Raw genomic sequence first — 17,037 nt, forward strand, 5'->3', positions numbered from 1 at the left:
CTGGACCTTAGACAAGCCCATCATCGCAGGCCACGGGGCATCCCTTTTGTCGTTTCCGCAACCTGAACAGCAATCACCCGGTGGATCGAGGCTAAGCCATGGGGCTCAGAGCCGTGTCACGGCTCGTAGCAGATCGCCTGGACGACGGTGTCGTCCACGACGCAGTACACCGTGCCGTCCATCGCGGTGTAGTACCTCGCGCTGCCCAGGATGCTTTGGACGTCCTCGAACTCGAAGCGGTGGCGTAGGCGGCCTGTCGGCAGGTCAAAGACCGACAGGCCGCCGATGGCGCCGTAGTACACCAGCGATCCCAAGATCAGGGGCCGTTCACCATGCCCCTTGCCCACTCCGCGCTCCCAGCGGGGCGCGCCGGTGGCGGCGTCGAGGGCGACGATCCTGCCCTCGTTGTCGGTGGCCACCGCGACCCCTCCGCCCACCGCGGGGATCAGGAAGCCACGCGATCCGGCGCTTCCCGCGGCGCCCGCGACGGGGCGCTGCCAGCGCCGGCGTCCGGACGCCGCGTCGAGGGCGTAGAGGGTGCCGTCCTGGCCGCCGACGAACACGGTGCCGCCGGCGACCCCCACCGGGGCTCCCTTCCCATTCTGGGACGCCGCGGCGCCGCCGAGGGGGACGCTCCACCGCTTCCGTCCGGTGGCCGCCTCCAGGCCGAGGACGGAGCCGTCCTCGGTGGCGACCACCACCAGGTCGCCCGCCACCACCGGTGTCGAGGCGGCGCCGGCACCCGTCCGCACCTGCCAGCGCGCGTTGCCGGTGGCGATGTCGATCCCGTAGACGAAGCCCTTCTCCGAGCTGAAGCAGCACAGGCCGCCCGCGAGCGCCGCCTGGGTCTGGAACAGGGTGTCCACGCTGTACTGCCAGCGCGGCCTGCCGCTCGCGGCGTCGTACCCGTACAGCCCGTACTCCCCGGTGCCGCTGCTTCCGGTGAGGCAGACGACCCCGGACCCGGCGACCACGACGGGCGCGAGACCGATGCTCTTCAGCGACTGGGTCCAGAGGGCCTTGCCGGTCGCCTCCTCGAACCCGACCACGGCCTCACGGCTCGCGGAGTCGTAGAGGAAGCCCCTGCCGCCGAGCAGGGCCGGCGACGAGTCGCGGGCCGCCGTGAAGTCCGCCTGCCACCTCTGCCGCCCGGTCCGGGCGTCGAGCGCGAACGTGCGGCCGTCCAGCCTCGCGGAGGCGAACACGTACACGGTCCCGCGCGACGCCGCGAGCGGCGCCCTGGTGTACATGTCGTCGGGCAGCTCGAACGTCCAGCGGACCGCGGAGTCGCCGCCCCGCCGCAGGAGGAAGGCGCCGGCCGAGCCCCCGGCCAGGGCCGCCAGGACGCCGCCCGCGCCGAGGGCCAGGAAGGCGCGGCGGCCCGAGCCGCCGGGGACGGCGGTCTCGCCTCGCCGGGCGACGTCGTGCGCGATGGGCGGCGGAAGCCAATGCGTGCCTTGCGCGGCGGCGGCCGGGTCGGCGGACAGCTGCGCCAGCAGCCAGTCGGCGCCGGGCCTGCGAGCGGGATCCTTGTCCATGCAGGCCGCGATCAGCGCGCGCAGGCCGGGATCGGGGACGCCCTCCAGATGGGGCGGCAGGTGCATGACGCGGTACACCATCTCGTGGACGGCGCCCTGCCCGAACGGGCCGGCTCCGGTGGCGGCGTAGGTCAGGACGGCGCCGAACGAGAACACGTCCGACGGCGGCCCGGCCGCACCGCCGGACGCCTGCTCGGGGGACATGTAGGCGGGGGTGCCGAGGGCCGCGCCGGTCCGCGTGAGCGCGGTGGCCTCGCTCGGGCGGGCGATGCCGAAGTCGATGACGCGCGGCCCTTCGGGGGTGAGCATCACGTTGGACGGCTTGAGGTCGCGGTGCACGACCCCGGCGCGGTGGATCGACACCAGCGCCTCGGCGAGCCCGGCGCCGAGCGCGCGGACCGCGGGGGGAGGCAGCGGCCCGTGCGCGGCGACGGCTTCCTCCAGCGACATGCCGTGCAGGAACGCCGTGGCCAGCCACGGCGGCGAGGCGTCGGGGTCGGCGTCCACCACCGGGGCGGTGTAGACGCCGCCGACGGCGCGGGCCGCCGTGATCTCGCGCCGGAACCGCGCCCGGAAGTCGGCGTCCTCCGCCAGGGCCGGGTGAATGATCTTGATGGCGACCGTCCGGCCGCCGGGTGAGCGGCCGGCGAAGACCTGCCCCATGCCGCCCTCGCCCAGCCTGGACACGACGCGGTAGGGCCCCACCTGCCGCGGGATTCCAGAACGTGTCGCGGACATCGGCTCCCCGTCTTTCACCCGGTCGCGGTGCCCGATCCACCGCGCGCGTCGAGAGCGTACAGGTAACCGTCCTTGCAGCCGGTGTAGACGACACCGTCCGCGACGGCCACGCCGGACTCGATGCCCCCGGCGGTCCAGAAGCGCCACACCTTGCGGCCGGTGCCGGCCTCGATCGCGTACACGCCTCCGTTGGAATAGATCCCGCTGGGGACGTACAGGGTGCCGCCGGTCAGGACGGGGTTCGCGTGGATCTCCCCCTCCACCTGGATCTGCCAGCGCATCGTCCCGGTGGCGGAATCCAGAGCGGAGACCTTCCCGCCGTAGTCGCACACGTACACCAGGCGGTCCGTCACCACCGGCCGGGACGTGGCGGTCTCCCCGATGTCGAACGTCCAGCGCCGCTTACCGGTACGGGCGTCGACCGCGTGGACCTTCTCCCCCTGGAAGTCGGCGAAGCAGACCATGCCGTTCGCCGCCGCGGCGTCCTGGACGCCGTTGGGGGACTGGTACGTCCACCGGGTCCGTCCGGTGGACGCGTCGTAGGCGGTGAGCCTCTTGCCGCTGGGAACGTAGATCGTGCCGTCGGCGATGGCGGGGGTGTGGGCGGCGCCGCCGCGCTGCCATCGGACCGCGCCGCCGGACGCGTCGAGCGCCTGGAAGGCGTCGCCGCCGCAGAAGACGAGCCCCCGGTCGACCACGGGGTCCGCCTGGGTGTTCCCGACCGTCCGCCGCCATTTCAGCTTGCCCGTGCGGGCGTTGACCGCGTGCAGGACTCCGTCCTGCGAAAGGGCGTAGACGAGGCCCGACGCGACGGCGGGACCGGTGACGATCCGCAGCGCGGTCCGGTGTCGCCACCGCGCTTCGCCGGTCTTCGCGTCGAATGCCAGCAGGCCCCGCTTCTCACTGCCCACGAAGACCTGCCCGCCGGCCGCCACCGGGGTGGAGATGAGGAAGTCGTCGCCGGAGAAGCGTTTCCACAGCACCTTGCCGTCATGCATGGGCGGGGGCGCCGGTGCGGAGGACGTGGTGGGCGGCACGGCCGGCGGCCGCTTGCCAAGCCCGTCCGAGGAAGCCGCCCGCAGTGCGCGGACCAGCGGCACGGCTCCCCCGACGCCCAGCACGACGCACGCGGCCGCCCCGCCGAGGAGCAGGAGCCGCCGCCGTTCCTGGGCCACGGCCGACCGGGGCTCGGTCAGCGGGAGGTCGGGCACGTCCGTGCCCGCCTGGAGGATGCGGGCGGCGACGGGGTCCGGCAGCCAGCCGACGCCGTGCAGGTCGGTGCTCTGCGGCACGAGGGGGGCGAGCCGGTGAAGCAGCCGGTCCGGGGCCGGCCTCCTGCTCGGGTCGGGGTCCAGGCATTCCTCGGCGACCGCGCGCAGTCCCGGATCGGTGACGGCGTCGAGCCGCGGCCGCTCGTGCACGGCGCGGTAGATCAGCACGTGGGGCGGCCCCTGCCCGTAGGGGCCGGCGCCCGTCGCGGCGAAGACCAGGACCGCGCCGAGGGAGAAGACGTCGGCGGCGGGCCCCGTCGGCGCCCCGCGGGCCTGCTCCGGCGACATGAAGCCGGGGGACCCGACGGCGAAACCCGCCTGGGTGACGATGGCGCCGCCCGCGGCGTGGGCGATGCCGAAGTCGATCACCTTCGGCCCGTCGAGCCCCAGGATGACGTTGGACGGTTTGAGGTCGCGGTGCACGATCCCGGCGCGGTGTATCGACACCAGCGCCTCGGCGAGCCCGGCGCCCAGCGCCGCGACGGCGGGAGCCGGCAGCGGCCCCGCCAGGTCCAGCGGCACGCCCGGCAGGTATGCGGTCGCCAGCCACGGCAGGGCGGCGTCGGGATCGGCGTCCATGACGGGGGCGGTGAAGGCGCCGCTGACGGCCCGGGCCGCATCGACCTCGCGGCGGAACCGCGCCCGGAAGCCCGGATCCTGGACCAGCTGGGGGTGGACGATCTTGACCGCCACCAGCGCCCCGCCTGGGGAACGCCCCAGGAACACCTGGCCCATGCCGCCGGTGCCGAGCCTGGCCAGCAGCCGGTGGCCGCCGACCCGCCGGGGATCACCGGACCGGAGAGGCTCCATGCCCGCCACACCCTCTCTCCTGCTCCTGACCTCCGCGGACCGCGCTCCCGTCCGCGCAGTGAGATGCCGGTGCGCACCGCCCCGTTCGCCTGCGTCCGCGGTGAGACCGCCATGATTCTGGCAGACCAGGACGAGATGCTCAGCGAAGTCGCCGCCTCGGCGCCGCCCGGCCGATCCGGGCGGCCGGCGCGGGCGCTCACTTGCACTGGGGGACGGGGCCTGCTCTACTGGCGGTCTCATGGGGACGGTCGGCTCGAATCAGCGTTCGCGTGGCCCGGAGCAGACTCGGAGGGCGATCACCGAGGCCCTCCTCGATCTTCTGCGGGAGTCCGGCAAGGTGCCGACCGCCGCCGACATAGCCACCCGGGCCGGCGTGTCCCGCCGCAGCGTCTTCGTGCATTTCTCCGATCTGGACGAGTTGTACGTCGAGGCCGGGCAGCGCCAGGCCGAACGCCTGCTCGCCGCGGTCGAGCCGATCAGCCCCGACCTCCCGCTTCCCGAGCGCATCGACCGCTTCGTCGACCAGTTGGAACGCATCTACGAGACCATGACGCCGGTCCGGCGCGTCTCCATCGCGGCCGCCACCTCCGGGGTGGTGGCCGGGCTGATCAACGAGGGCGACGAGTGGCTGCGGGGGATGCTCCGCGAGGTGTTCGCGGCGGAATTCCGCGGGCGCGACCCGCTGCTTCCCGACATCGTGGACGCCGCCGTCAGCTGGGGCGCCTGGTACCACCTGCGGCGGCTGAGTCCGGCGGACAAGCGCCGCTGCTTCCGCGAGATCCTCACCGCGCTCATCCCCGCCTGACCGCCTTCCCTCCCGCTCCGACCGCCGGCACGCCCGCGGCCGCCCGACTGTGCGCCGCCCCACACTGGCATCTTTGCACTCAGAGTGCAATAGTGGGTCCATGCTGATGCAGTATGCGGAGCGGATGTGGCAGGGCAAGGCCGGCATGGAGGGATTCATCAACGGCGAAATCCCCACCGGAGTGGCATACGAGATCGCCGACGGCGTCGCCGTGGTACCCGCGTTCGCGAATGTCACCGTCCTGCGGACCGACAATGGCCTGGTCCTCTTCGACACCGGAGCCCAGAACACGGCCGAGAGCAATTACCAGGCGATTCGAAAATGGTGCCCCGACCCGGTGCGGTACGCCGTCTACTCGCACGGGCACATCGACCATGTCTGCGGGCTCGGCCCCTTCGACGCGGAGGCGGAACGGAACGGCGCCGAGCGGCCCGTGGTCATCGCGCACGAGGCCGTCAAGGCCAGATTCGAACGCTATGTCCTGACCGCGGACTACAACCGCGCGGTCAACGCGCGGCAGTTCGGGAACCCGAAGTTCCGCTGGCCGCAGGACTTCCGGTATCCCGAGATCACCTACCGCGACGAGCACCGGCTGCGCGTCGGCGAGCTCACCTTCGAACTGCGGCACGCACGCGGCGAGACCGACGACCACACCTGGGCCTACGTCCCCGAGCGCGATCTCATCCTGGCCGGCGACCTGTTCATCTGGCACTCCCCCAACTGCGGCAATCCCCAGAAGGTCCAGCGGTACGCGGCCGAGTGGGCGACCGCGCTGCGGGCCATGGCCGAACTGGACGCGTCGCTGCTGATCCCGGGGCACGGCGCCCCCATCGCCGGGCGCGAGCGAGTCCGCACGGCGCTGACCGATGTGGCGGAATACCTTGAGTCGCTGGTGTCGCAGACCCTGGCCCTCATGAACCGCGGCGCGCGCCTCGACGAGATCATCCATGTCGTGCACGTGCCGGAGCGACTGGCCGCCAAGCCCTACCTGCGGGCCGCCTACGACGAGCCCGAGTTCATCGTCCGCAACATCTGGCGCCTCTACGGGGGCTGGTGGGACGGCGATCCGGCCGCGCTCAAGCCGCCGCGGCCGGACCGGCTCGCCTCGGTGCTGGCCGAGCTCGCGGGCGGCCCGCACAACCTCGCCGCACGGGCCTGCCGCGCGCTGGACGACGCCGAACCGCGGATCGCCGCGCGCCTGATCGAACTGGCGCACCAGGCCGCACCGGACGACAAGGACATCAAGGACACCCACCGGCAGATCTTCACCGCGCTCGCGCAGTCGGCCACGTCCCTGATGACACGCGGCATCTACCTGGCGGCCGCCCAGAGCTGAACCCGCCCCCGCAGCGGGAAGGCGCCGCCCCCGAGCCACGGGGGCGGCGCCTTCTCCGCCGATCACGGCGCCGCGTCAGCGGATCACCGCGTCGGTGACGACCTTGGCGGCCTCGGACGGACCGAAGGTCGGCGGCTTGGGCCGCGGTTCGGTCTTCCCCAGGCGCACCACGACGGTCCGGGACACCGGATCCACCTGGACGAGCTGGTTGCCGAGGCCCAGCGCCCAGAACAGCCGGGGCGGAGCGCCCGGCACCAGCCGGCCCCGCGAGGTCTCCGCCCGCCGCGCCCCTCCCAGGTCGGTCGCCGCGAGCGGGCCGCGGACGGTGCCGGGCCGGTTGAGCCACCAGAGGTAGCCGTATGCCGAGTTCAGCTTCGTCGACGGCCGGCCTGTGGCCTCCTTGACATAGGCGGCGGACACGATCTGCCGCCCCCGCCATTTCCCGTTTTCGAGCATCATCTCACCGAACCGGGCCATGTCCCGGCACGTGGAGTTGATGCCCATGAAGGTCTGCGTGTTGCCGGCGCGATCGGCGCCCATGGTGGTGCGGCTCATTCCCAGCGGCTTGAACAGGCGTTCCTCGGCGAAGCGGGAGACCTCCTTTCCGGTGGCCTTCTGCAGCACGCGCTGCAGGGTCTGGACCGCCGAGTTGTTGTAGACCCAGACCTCGCCGGGGTCGTGCTGCTGTTTCAGGCCGATGGCGAACTTCGTGCGGTCCGATGCCCGCAGCAGCTGCTGGTAGTCGGTCTGGAAGCTCCATTCCCGGCCGGAGACGTTGCTGAGGAGGTCGCGCACCGTCACCTTCTCCGAGGGGGTCCCCTTCCACTCGCCGATCCATTTCGACGCCTTGTCGTCAAGGCTCAGGACGCCGTCGTCCTGGGCGATCCCGACCAGGATGCCGGTGAACGACTTGGTGACGGACCATACCGGCTGGGCCTTCTCCGGCCGCCCCTCGCGGAAGTACCACTCGCCGACGAGCTTCCCATCGCGTGCGACGGCCAGGCAGTCCGAATCCCCCTTCTCGGCGACCGCCGCGATGCTCTTGAGCTTCGCCGCGTCCATGCCGGCGGCCGCGGGCGCCGTCGTCTCCCATGGGGACGGGCCGGCCTCGCCGGCCGAGGGGGCGGCTGACGTTCCCGCCTCCCCGGACCCGTGCCCGGCGGAGCACCCGCCGGCGAGGAGGACGGCGGTGAGAGCGGCCCCGAGAACGCGGTTCGGTCCTGCGGGCGGCCGGGTCATCGCGCGCTCCCGCCGTGCGGGGCCGCGCCCCGGTCGTCCCGCAGGTCGGCGAGCCTGACCCGTTCGGCATCGGGCATGACCGGCGCGTCCGCGAGAAGCCAGCGGAACAGGACCCAGCCCTCGGGATGGCCCGAGGTGTCCAGCCAGTTCGGCAGGCCGGGATCGGCGCCGGCCACGACGACTCGTACGCTCCCGTCCGCCCCGGCCGTCGCGGTGGCGCTGTTGAGCCCCGTCCGCCGCGTCCGATGGTCCAGGGACTGGCCCCAGCGGTTCGCCAAGTGCACCCCCCAATAGCGGCATCGCGGAGGACGCACGTCGATGACGAGCGCCTCCCCTTCGCCGAGCGAGTACCAGCAGACCACGTAGTCGTTGTCCGGGGTGCGGTAGGGGCCGTGCTCGCCGGTCGCGACGAAGCGGTTCGGCGTCGCGCGCATCCTCTCCACCCGCTGCGCCGACAGCGATGCCGCCGCCTTGACGAACGTCGCCGTGGTGCGCGCGATGCGGGCGAAGCCCTGGTCGTCGAGCGGCGGATCGGGGGCCGGGTCGTCCAGCGCCTCGATCCGGTACTCCGCGGGGACCTCCGTTTCGCGGTCGAGGAAATACTGCCGGGCGATGACCGCCCGCGAGTCGGCGTCGACGCGGAGCCAGCCGCCCGGCGCCTCCTCGGGCGAGAGGATCACCTCGAAGTCGCCGCCGGGCGAGAAGGCGATGTCATCGTCGGACAGATTGACCAGGCGGGTCGTCCCATCTCGGCCCATCGCCGAGTACACGCAGAACGACAGGTAGGTCGAGGTTCCGCGGTTCCCCCAGATGCGGTAGCGGCGGGCACGGCCGAGCACCGCGATGTCGTAGTCGGTGTCGGGATTGTCGAAGAAGAACTTACGCACCGGCGTCACCCCCGGCAGGAACACCGGGTGCCGGGAGCGCCGCAACGCGGCACGCTCGAACTGGTCGGTCAGCACGTTCAGGAGGAAGCCGAAGCCTTCGGCCACGTCGACGGCGGGGATGGCGTCCGCGTCCGCCGCCATCGTCTCGCCCGCCTCGGCTAGCGCGGCCATGAGCTCGCGCCAGGCCGCGATGCTCTCTAGCGGACGGGAGCCGTTCCCCGGATGGAGTAGTTCGGTCACTGGTGCACTCTCTTTCCTGCTTCCTGCGGACGCCGGCACGGTGTGCGGCGCACTACACGGCGTCGTCATGCACCTCGGGCTCCGCCTCGCGCGAGAGCGGAGGAGCCGCGTCGAGGCGGGCGCGCCTGGCACGGGCCCTGAGATACACCGCCATCAGGAGCGCCGCGCCGAGACCGGCCGAGGTGAGCGGCAGGACGACCCGGAGGAGCAAGATCGTGCGAGCCGTCTTGTTCGTCCGAGACACCCGGTCTCGCCGGTCGGCGTCGGACAGCCTCAGATCGAGGTCCGCGACGATCAGGCGGTCGGCCCCGTCCTTCGTGCGGAGCACCGTCCTGCTCGTCTGCCGCTGGTCGACGCGGATGCCGGTGCGCGGGTCGACCCATGCCGTGACCGTCCCCTCGTAGACCTTGTCGACCTCGACTTCACCGCTGCCGGCGTCGGAGCCGCGGTCTCCGCGGGCGGGTTCGTCCAGACCCAGCAGTGCGGCCGGGACCCGTACGGGGGAGCCGACCACCGTCGGCTCGGTGCGCTGGACGAACCGGTAGGCCGTGACGCCCCCGACCCGGTCGACGCCGGCGAACTTCATCGGCTGCCGCGTCATCGTTTTGGTATCGAAGACGTAGTAGGTCCGTTTCTGCACGCCGATCGGCCAGAAGAGCCCGATCCCCGACTGCTTGACGCTCGTGTCGCCGTTCACCGCGGCGCCCCGCACGTTGAGCAGCCGCGCCGTCCGGCGGTCGAAGGCCACGCGCTGCGACTGGATGTCGATCTGGGCGCCGCTGTCGGCGTCCCCGATCCACGTGAAGGAGTCCCAGACGGCGATCTTCTCGTCACTGGCGCGGACGTCCCCGCGGATGGTGTTGACGGCCGTGACCCGCGCGCCGCGCCTGACGGTGCGGCCCTTGACGTCCAGGTACGTGGCGTCGGCGGCCTGCAGCGTCGTCTTCTGGTAGACGTCCGCGGGCGCGACGAGGAGCTTCGGCGCCACCTGCAGGCGCAGAAGCGGAGCGAGGGCGAGCAGGCACGCACCGGACGCGACCGCGGCCAGGCCGAGGGCGCGGGCCGGCCTCGCCCTTCCCGCACCGCGCCCGGAGTGCGGGACCGGCCCGCGGTCTTGAGAACTCGACATGGAGCCAACTATTGCACTCTGAGTGCAAATACGCCACTATTCATCCCGTGGACATCAGCCCGACGCGGCCGAGAAGCTCGGACCCGGTCAGCTCGAAGGCGGGGACGAAGGGACCCGATAACCAAGTCCCCGGAGTATGGAAGAGCAAATGATCAAGGACGACTCCGACATCCGGCGAGCGGGGGAGCCCGCGCCGGATCGGCGCTCCCCCCGCCCCGCGGACGGCCACGCGCCCTATGGGTGGAAACCCCTGGCGGTACTCGCGGCGGCCGGGTTCATCGACCGTTTCGAACACCAATTGCTCCCGGGCGTGCTGCCTTTCATCCAGGACGAGTGGGACGTCGGCGACACCACCGCCGGGCTGCTGCCGCTGGGCGGGGCGCTGGCCGCGGTCACCCTGACGCCGCTGGCCGGATACCTCGCCGACCGGTACCGCCGTGTCCGCATCCTCGCGGTCATCGTGCTGTGCTGGGCGGTCGCGACACTCGCCTCCAGCCTCGCGACCGGGTTCGCGATGTTCTTTGTCATCCGGTTGCTGCTGGCGAGCTCCGAGGGCTTCTACGGCCCTCTTTCAGGGAGCCTCCTGGCCGATTTCTATCCCCCGCAAAGCCGGGCGAAGGCCTATGGCTGGAGAGGGCTGACCCCCTATCTCGCCAGCATCGGCGTAATAGCGGGCGGAGTGCTCGGACAGCACTTCGGCTGGCGCGCCGCCTTCGTCATCGCCGCCATTCCCGGGCTGATCGTCGCCGCGCTGTGCATGCGTTTGCAAGAGCCGCCGCGCGGCCTGCTCGACCGGCCGGCGGGCGCCGCGCCGGGCTCACCCGGCGCTCCCGCGGACGAGGACGGCCGCGTCCCGGAGGCCCGCACGGGCGCCGCCCGCCCCGGGCGGGGCGGGCACCCCCGCTTCCGCCGGCAACTCCGCCAGGTGCTCGGGACGCCGACGCTCCTCCTGCTCTCGATCGCCCTGGCGGCCCTGGCGTTCGGGCTCTCGGGGATCTCCTACTGGACGCCGACCCTGATCCACCGCGACCACGGCGTCGCCGAGGGGCTCGCGGCGTCGGTCAGCGGTGCGGTCACGGTGATCGGGGTCGTCGCGGGCGTGCTGGCCGGAACCCGGCTCGGCCGCCGCTGGCGGCGCGGCGGCGCTCGCCTCCTGGTCGGCGGGGCCGGGATCGTGATCGGAGGCGTGTTCCTCGTCGCGGCGATCTCGATGCCGTCCCTCGGGGCGTTCGCGATCACGCTGCTGCTGGCGAAGGCGACCATGGCGACGGCCATCCCCAACCTCACCGCCGCGATAGCCGACGTCCTGCACGCGACCACGCGCGGCCTCGGCTTCGCCGCACTGCACGTGTGCGGAGCGTTCGGCGTCGCCTTCGGACCGCTCGTGGTCGGGGTCGTCTCGGACGCGACCGGCTCGGTGGTCTCGGCCATGTACGGGCTGTCGGTCCCGCTGCTGCTGGGAGGGCTGCTGACGATCGCGGCCCACATGACCTTCGACCGCGACCGGAGCCGCCCGCCCGCGGGCTGAACCGCCCGCCCGTCCCCCGCTCACCCGAACACCCCTCCATGACCGCCTGCCCGCCGCACGGCGCGCCGGCCCGTCTCGTCCTGCCCGGAAGACATCGGCCCCCGGGCAGGCCCCACCCCAAGGAGGAAGTCAGTTGGAAAATCCGCTACGAGCAACGACCTCGAAGACCGCATCGCTCAGAGGTCCGCTCCTCATCCTGATCACCGCGCTCGCCATGCTCGCAGGACCGATCCCCAGCGCGCTGGCGGCGGCTCCGACACCGCCCGCGCAGCCCGCGGCCGGCCCGGGCGGCGCAGACTACCTGTGGTCGGGCTCCACCGTCCGCAGCGTCACCTTCAGCGACCACACCAAGGACTACTGGGTCTTCGCACCCACGGGCTGGCAGGGCTCCGGGGGCGCCCCGTCCACCGTGCCGCTGGTCACCTTGGTGCACGGATGGCTCGGTGACGACCCCAAGTACTACGAGGACTGGATCGACCACCTCACCCGCAAGGGCAACGTCGTCATCTTCCCCCGCTACCAGACGAGCGCGCTGACCCTGCCCAGGACCTTCGCGGGGAACTCCATCTACTCCATCAAGCACGCGCTGGCCAACTACCCCGCCGACGCGGAGGTCAAGCCCGACACATCGAAGGGAATGACGCTCATCGCACACTCCTGGGGCGGGCCGACCGCCGCGAACATCGCGAACCGCTGGTCGGCGGAGGGACTCCCCCGTCCCAACGCGATCCTGTTCACCGAGCCCTACGACCGGTCGCTCGACTCGTCCCTGGCGGGGATCCCCTCCACGACCAAGATCGACTGCCTCGTCGGCGACGAGGACACGACGGTCGGCCGCACCGGCTGCGACGCGATCTGGGACCTGACCGGACACATCCCGACCACCAACCGCAACTACATGTGGATGTTCAGCGACGCGCACGGATCCCCGGCCCTGACCGCCGACCACCGGGTGCCGACCAGCAATAACGGCCAGGCCGAGGTCGACGCTCTCGACTGGTACGGCATCTGGAAGCTGGGCGACGCCCTGCGCGACTGCGCGGTCTACGGCACGCACTGCGACTACGCCCTGGGCGGCACGGCCCACCAGACCTCGCTCGGGACGTGGAGCGACGGGGTGCCGGTCCGGCCCATGACGGTCTCGACCACCAAGCCCGCCTGCCCCGCCGGCAGCGGCGCCAAGGGCTGCTGACATGCCGGACGGGCACTCCGGACGGCAGCGTGCGCCAGGCTTGACGATCCTCTCCGGCCGCACGACCGTCTCCCCGCACGGAGCCGTCCCCGTCCCGGCCCGCACAGGGACGCCGCCGGCGGTGTCCCGACCCGGCTGACCCCGGGAACACCACCCCGCCTCGGGCCCGTCCGCGATCTGCCGCGCGGACGGGCCCGAGTGCTGTCGCGGCCGGTCCCCGGGCGGGGCCGGCCGACGCGTTTCCGACGCACCCGGCCGGCGATTCGCCGGGCGGTGACCGCGGCCGGCCGGAGACGCCCGGGGAATCGGGCGACCCCGGGGAGGTTGGCGACAAGGTGTTGGTATGTTGTCGACATGATGTCGACAAGAAGGTGTGGGGCCGATGTTCCTCGCACTTCGTGAGCTGCGGTTCGCCAAGGTCCGGTTCGGGCTGATGGGAACCGTGGTGGGGCTGATCGCGGTCCTCATGGTGATGTTGTCCGGGTTGTCGGTGGGGCTGGTCAGGGACGGGGTGTCCGGGCTGCAGAACCTGCCGGTCACCTCCTTCGCGTTCGAGCGCGGCGTCCAGCACGACTCCGCCTTCTCGAGGAGCGTGGTGGAGACGTCCGCGGTGGACGCCTGGCGGAGCAGGCCGGGCGTGGCCGACGCGGCGCCCTTCGGCAACACGCTCATCAACGCGAAGAGCGACAGGGGCGTGGACATCGACCTCGCGCTGTTCGGGGTGGCGACGGATTCGTTCCTCTCGCCCGAGGTCGGGGAGGGCTCGCGGCTGAACGGCGCGGACGGCATCGTCGTCAGCCGCACGGCCCTGGACGCCGGGCTGCGCATCGGCGACACGATCACCGTCGACCGCCTCGGCACGAAGCTGCGCGTCATCGGGGCCACCCCCCGGCAGGACACCTTCGGGCATGTCGACGTAGCCTACGTGCCCCTGGCGACCTGGCAGCGGGTCAAGGCCGGGGCGGCGCCGGGCGACGCGATGCCCGCGCACGCCACCCGGGAGATCACCGCGGTGGCGGTGCGGGCGGAGCCCGGCGCTTCGGTGGACCTCTCCGCGGGCGACGCCGCCGCCCGCACCGAGAGCCTCACCTTGAAGCAGTCCTACGGCGCGTCCCCCGGCTACACCGCGGAGACGTCCACACTGCGGCTCATCCAGGGGTTCCTGTACGCCATCTCCGCGCTGGTCGTCGGGGCGTTCTTCGCCGTCTGGGCGATCCAGCGCAAGCACGAGGTCGCCGTGCTGCGCGCGATGGGCGCGTCACGGGGATGGCTGCTGCGCGACGCGCTCGCCCAGGCGTTCATCCTGCTGGTGGCCGCCGTCGCGATCGGCGCGGGGATCGGCGTCGGCCTCGGGTCGCTCATCACCGGCGGCGGAGCGCCGTTCGCGCTCAGCGCGCCGAGCGTCTCGACCGCGGCGGCGGGGATCGTCCTGCTCGGGCTGGCCGGCGCCGGCGCCGCCGTCGTCCGCATCGCGTCCATCGACCCCGCCACCGCCCTGGGAGGCAACCGATGACCGGCCAGACCACGCCGACCACCGGGCCGGCGGAGGACGCGACCGCGCCCGACCGCCCGGCGCTGCTCATGGAGGGCGTCTGCCTCCAGCACGGCGACGGCACCGAGACCGTGCAGGCCCTCGACGACGTCGACCTCGCGGTGCGGCCCGGGGAGCTGGCCGCCATCGTCGGCCCGTCCGGCGCCGGGAAGTCGAGCCTGCTCGCGGTCGCCGGCGGGCTCGCCCGCCCGGACCGCGGGACGGTCACCGTCGCGGGGCTCGACCTCACGGCGGCCGGCCCGAGGGCCCGGGCGAAGCTGCGGCGCGAGCACATCGGCTTCGTCTTCCAGTCCGGCAACCTGATCCCCGCGCTCACCGCCCGCGACCAGCTCCGGCTGCCGCTGCGGTTCCGGCCGCGCCGCGCCCGCTCGGGCCGCGACCCTCTCGCGCTGCTGGAGGAGGTGGGCATGGCGGACAAGGCGGACCGCTACCCGCACCAGCTGTCCGGCGGGGAGCGGCAGCGGGTCGGCATCGCCCGGGCACTGGTGACCGGGCCGAGCGTGCTGCTCGTCGACGAGCCCACCGCCGCCCTGGACCGGGCGCGCAGCCACGAGATCGTCCGCCTGCTCGCCCGCGAGTCGCGGCATCACGGTGCGGCGGCCATCATGGTGACGCACGATCACGACGTCCTCGAACACTGCGACACGGTGTACGAAATGATCGACGGGCGCCTCACCGCACTCGCCTGACGCGCCGGCGGGCGCGGCGGGCGCGGCAGGGGGGCCGTGGCAAGGGGGGCCGCATGCCGAAGATCCAAGCGCCGACCATCGCGGAACACCGGGCCGCGCAGCGGGCGGCCCTGCTCGACGCGGCCCGCGGCCTGCTGTCGGAGGACGCCGAGCGCGCCCCCAGCCTGGCGGACGTCGCCCGCCGGGCCGGGCTCGCCCGCTCCAGCGTGTACGCCTACTTCAAGTCCCGCGACGACCTCCTCGACGCCCTCATCGTCGACACCTTCCCCCGCTGGTCCGCCTACGTCCGGGCGCAGATGCGGAAGGCCGGGTCGCCCGGCGCCCGCGTGCTGGCCTACGTCTTCGCCAACCTCCGCCTCGTCGCGCGCGGCGACCACGCGCTCGCCCGCGCGCTCGCGGCCACCGGGCGCGCCGACGCGCTGGCCAACTCCAGCCGGCTCCTCCACGACCAGTTGCAGACGCCCTTGCGCGAGGCCCTCGCCGACCACGGCGCGTCCGACCCCGCGGGGACGGCCGAGCTCGTCCAATCGATCGTCTACACGCTCAGCCGCATGATCGAAGAGGGGCTGGCCGAACGCTCCGCGCGCCGCCTCGCCCGCGAGCTGCTCGCGCCGTACCTGCTCCGCGAGACGCCTTAGCGACGCCTCCGACAGCGAGGTTGGGTCTTGACGGATCTGTGGGCGGTGATCAGACTCCCTGCATGGGAGCGCTCCCACGCCTGGGCGCCGCTCCCCCACCACCCCAGAGTCTGGAGAACCGGATGAGAAGACGCATCGGGATCCTCGCGGCGGCCACGGCGAGCATCGTCGCGGTCCTCGCGGCGCCGGCGCAGGCATTAGGGCACGGTCCCGGCCCCGGACACGGCCCCGGACACGGCCCCGGACACGGCCCCGGCCACAGCCACGGCAATCCGCTCCACGGGAAGACGAAGTTCTACGTCGAGCCGTCGAACAATGCCGGGAAGCAGGCCGACATCTGGGCGGCCGAGGGCCGCGAGGACGACGCGGCGCAGATGCGGGCCCTGTCCAAGGTGTCGCAGGCCGTCTGGTTCACCAGCGGCACACCCGCCGAAGTGCACAAGGCGGTGCGGCAGACGATGGTCGAGGCCGCCAAGCAGCATGCCGTCCCCGTGCTGGTGGCGTACTACGTACCGGGGCGGGACTGCTCGCAGTACTCGGCGGGCGGTGCTCCCAGCGAGGCCGCGTACCGCGCATGGATCGACGCCTTCGCCAGGGGGATCGGCGGCGGCGAGGCCGTGGTCATCGTCGAGCCGGACGGGCTGGCGCTGCTGTCCAGCGAGCCGTGGTGCAACGAGGGCGGCGGAGGCACCACCGGAACGCCGGAGGACCTCACCAAGGTCGATGAGCGCTTCCGCGAGATCAACTACGCGATCGGCGCCCTGCAGCGCCTGCCGCGCACCGGCGTCTACGTGGACTCCGGGCACTCGGACTGGCAGCCGCTCAACGACTACGACGCCGGCTACGGCGAACCGAGCGCCCAGCTCGGCATGGCCAGCCGCCTGCTCAAGGGCGGCATCGCCAAGGCCGACGGCTTCGCGCTGAACGTCTCCAACTACCGCAGCACCGACGAGCTGGTCGCGTACGGCACCCGGCTGTCCGAGTGCCTGCGCTTCCGCCAGAAGACCGGCGCGGACGAATGCTCCGACGCCGACCTGGCCACCGTCCGGGACGACCCGCGCAAGCTCCCGCACTTCGTCCTGGACACGAGCCGCAACGGCCAGGGACCGTGGGCGCCGCCGGCGGACAAGTACAGCGACGCCCAGGTCTGGTGCAACCCGCCGGGCCGGGGCCTCGGCGCGCGGCCGTCGACGCACACGGGCAACCCTGTGGTCGACGCCTTCCTCTGGATCAAGCGCCCCGGCGAGTCCGACGGCCAGTGCACCCGCGGCACCGCCGGCCCCGAGGACCCCGAGTACGGGATCGTCGATCCGGCCGCCGGCGCCTGGTGGCCCGAGTACGCCCTGGGCCTCGCCCAGCGAGCCGTCCCCCCGCTCCGCTGACCGACCCGAACCCGTAGCGGACGCGGCGGCCCGCGTCCCCCATCGGAACCGCGGCCCCCGGGC

Annotated in this window: 13 protein-coding genes; 8 read left to right on the forward strand and 5 right to left on the reverse strand. The window is 72.8% G+C overall.

Annotated elements, in window-relative coordinates; all coding sequences use genetic code 11:
- Window positions 1–116: 116 nt before the first annotated feature.
- Both ABTW95_RS24310 and ABTW95_RS24315 read right to left on the reverse strand, forming a co-directional pair.
- Complete coding sequence (locus ABTW95_RS24310; protein ID WP_500227455.1) at window positions 117–2,276, reverse strand: outer membrane protein assembly factor BamB family protein; 2,160 nt, start codon at window positions 2,274–2,276, stop codon at window positions 117–119.
- Window positions 2,277–2,290: 14 nt separating this feature from the next.
- Complete coding sequence (locus tag ABTW95_RS24315) at window positions 2,291–4,357, reverse strand: outer membrane protein assembly factor BamB family protein (RefSeq protein WP_396450489.1); 2,067 nt, start codon at window positions 4,355–4,357, stop codon at window positions 2,291–2,293.
- 238 nt (window positions 4,358–4,595) lie between these two features.
- Between ABTW95_RS24315 and ABTW95_RS24320 the strand changes: the two genes are divergently transcribed.
- The gene (locus ABTW95_RS24320) at window positions 4,596–5,162 is read left to right on the forward strand and encodes a TetR/AcrR family transcriptional regulator (RefSeq protein WP_396450491.1); all 567 of its coding nucleotides are present in this window, start codon (window positions 4,596–4,598) and stop codon (window positions 5,160–5,162) included.
- Between the two features lie 100 nt (window positions 5,163–5,262).
- On the forward strand, window positions 5,263–6,498 hold the full coding sequence (locus ABTW95_RS24325; RefSeq protein WP_500227456.1) for an alkyl sulfatase dimerization domain-containing protein: 1,236 nt from the start codon (window positions 5,263–5,265) through the stop codon (window positions 6,496–6,498).
- A gap of 75 nt (window positions 6,499–6,573) precedes the next feature.
- Here ABTW95_RS24325 and ABTW95_RS24330 read toward each other — a convergent pair whose 3' ends face one another.
- The 3 genes from ABTW95_RS24330 to pgfA are packed head-to-tail and all read right to left on the reverse strand — an operon-like array spanning window position 6,574 to window position 9,993.
- A complete protein-coding gene (locus tag ABTW95_RS24330; RefSeq protein ID WP_500227457.1) occupies window positions 6,574–7,737 on the reverse strand; it encodes a serine hydrolase domain-containing protein in 1,164 nt (387 codons plus the stop codon).
- A complete protein-coding gene (locus ABTW95_RS24335) occupies window positions 7,734–8,864 on the reverse strand; it encodes a DUF1214 domain-containing protein (protein WP_500227458.1) in 1,131 nt (376 codons plus the stop codon). The genes ABTW95_RS24330 and ABTW95_RS24335 overlap by 4 nt, the downstream gene beginning before the upstream one ends.
- A gap of 52 nt (window positions 8,865–8,916) precedes the next feature.
- On the reverse strand, window positions 8,917–9,993 hold the full coding sequence (gene pgfA / locus ABTW95_RS24340; RefSeq protein ID WP_500227459.1) for a cell envelope lipid trafficking protein PgfA: 1,077 nt from the start codon (window positions 9,991–9,993) through the stop codon (window positions 8,917–8,919).
- A gap of 148 nt (window positions 9,994–10,141) precedes the next feature.
- Between pgfA and ABTW95_RS24345 the strand changes: the two genes are divergently transcribed.
- The 6 genes from ABTW95_RS24345 (at window position 10,142) to ABTW95_RS24370 (ending at window position 16,974) form a co-directional block, all read left to right on the forward strand.
- The gene (locus ABTW95_RS24345; protein ID WP_396454677.1) at window positions 10,142–11,521 is read left to right on the forward strand and encodes an MFS transporter; all 1,380 of its coding nucleotides are present in this window, start codon (window positions 10,142–10,144) and stop codon (window positions 11,519–11,521) included.
- A gap of 214 nt (window positions 11,522–11,735) precedes the next feature.
- Window positions 11,736–12,713, forward strand: coding sequence for a lipase family protein (locus tag ABTW95_RS24350; protein WP_500227460.1), 978 nt, complete (start codon window positions 11,736–11,738; stop codon window positions 12,711–12,713).
- A gap of 382 nt (window positions 12,714–13,095) precedes the next feature.
- A complete protein-coding gene (locus tag ABTW95_RS24355; RefSeq protein WP_396450503.1) occupies window positions 13,096–14,226 on the forward strand; it encodes an ABC transporter permease in 1,131 nt (376 codons plus the stop codon).
- Complete coding sequence (locus ABTW95_RS24360) at window positions 14,223–14,954, forward strand: ABC transporter ATP-binding protein (protein ID WP_396450505.1); 732 nt, start codon at window positions 14,223–14,225, stop codon at window positions 14,952–14,954. Before ABTW95_RS24355 ends, ABTW95_RS24360 begins: the two co-directional genes overlap by 4 nt.
- Window positions 14,955–15,007: 53 nt before the next feature.
- Window positions 15,008–15,592, forward strand: a complete 585-nt coding sequence (locus ABTW95_RS24365) for a TetR/AcrR family transcriptional regulator (protein WP_396450507.1) — start codon at window positions 15,008–15,010, stop codon at window positions 15,590–15,592.
- 122 nt (window positions 15,593–15,714) lie between these two features.
- Window positions 15,715–16,974 (forward strand): glycoside hydrolase family 6 protein, encoded by a 1,260-nt coding sequence (locus tag ABTW95_RS24370; RefSeq protein WP_500227461.1) that lies wholly within the window; start codon window positions 15,715–15,717, stop codon window positions 16,972–16,974.
- Window positions 16,975–17,037: the final 63 nt, after the last annotated feature.

Source organism: Spirillospora sp. NPDC127506, from assembly GCF_040302145.1.
Classification (GTDB): domain Bacteria; phylum Actinomycetota; class Actinomycetes; order Streptosporangiales; family Streptosporangiaceae; genus Spirillospora.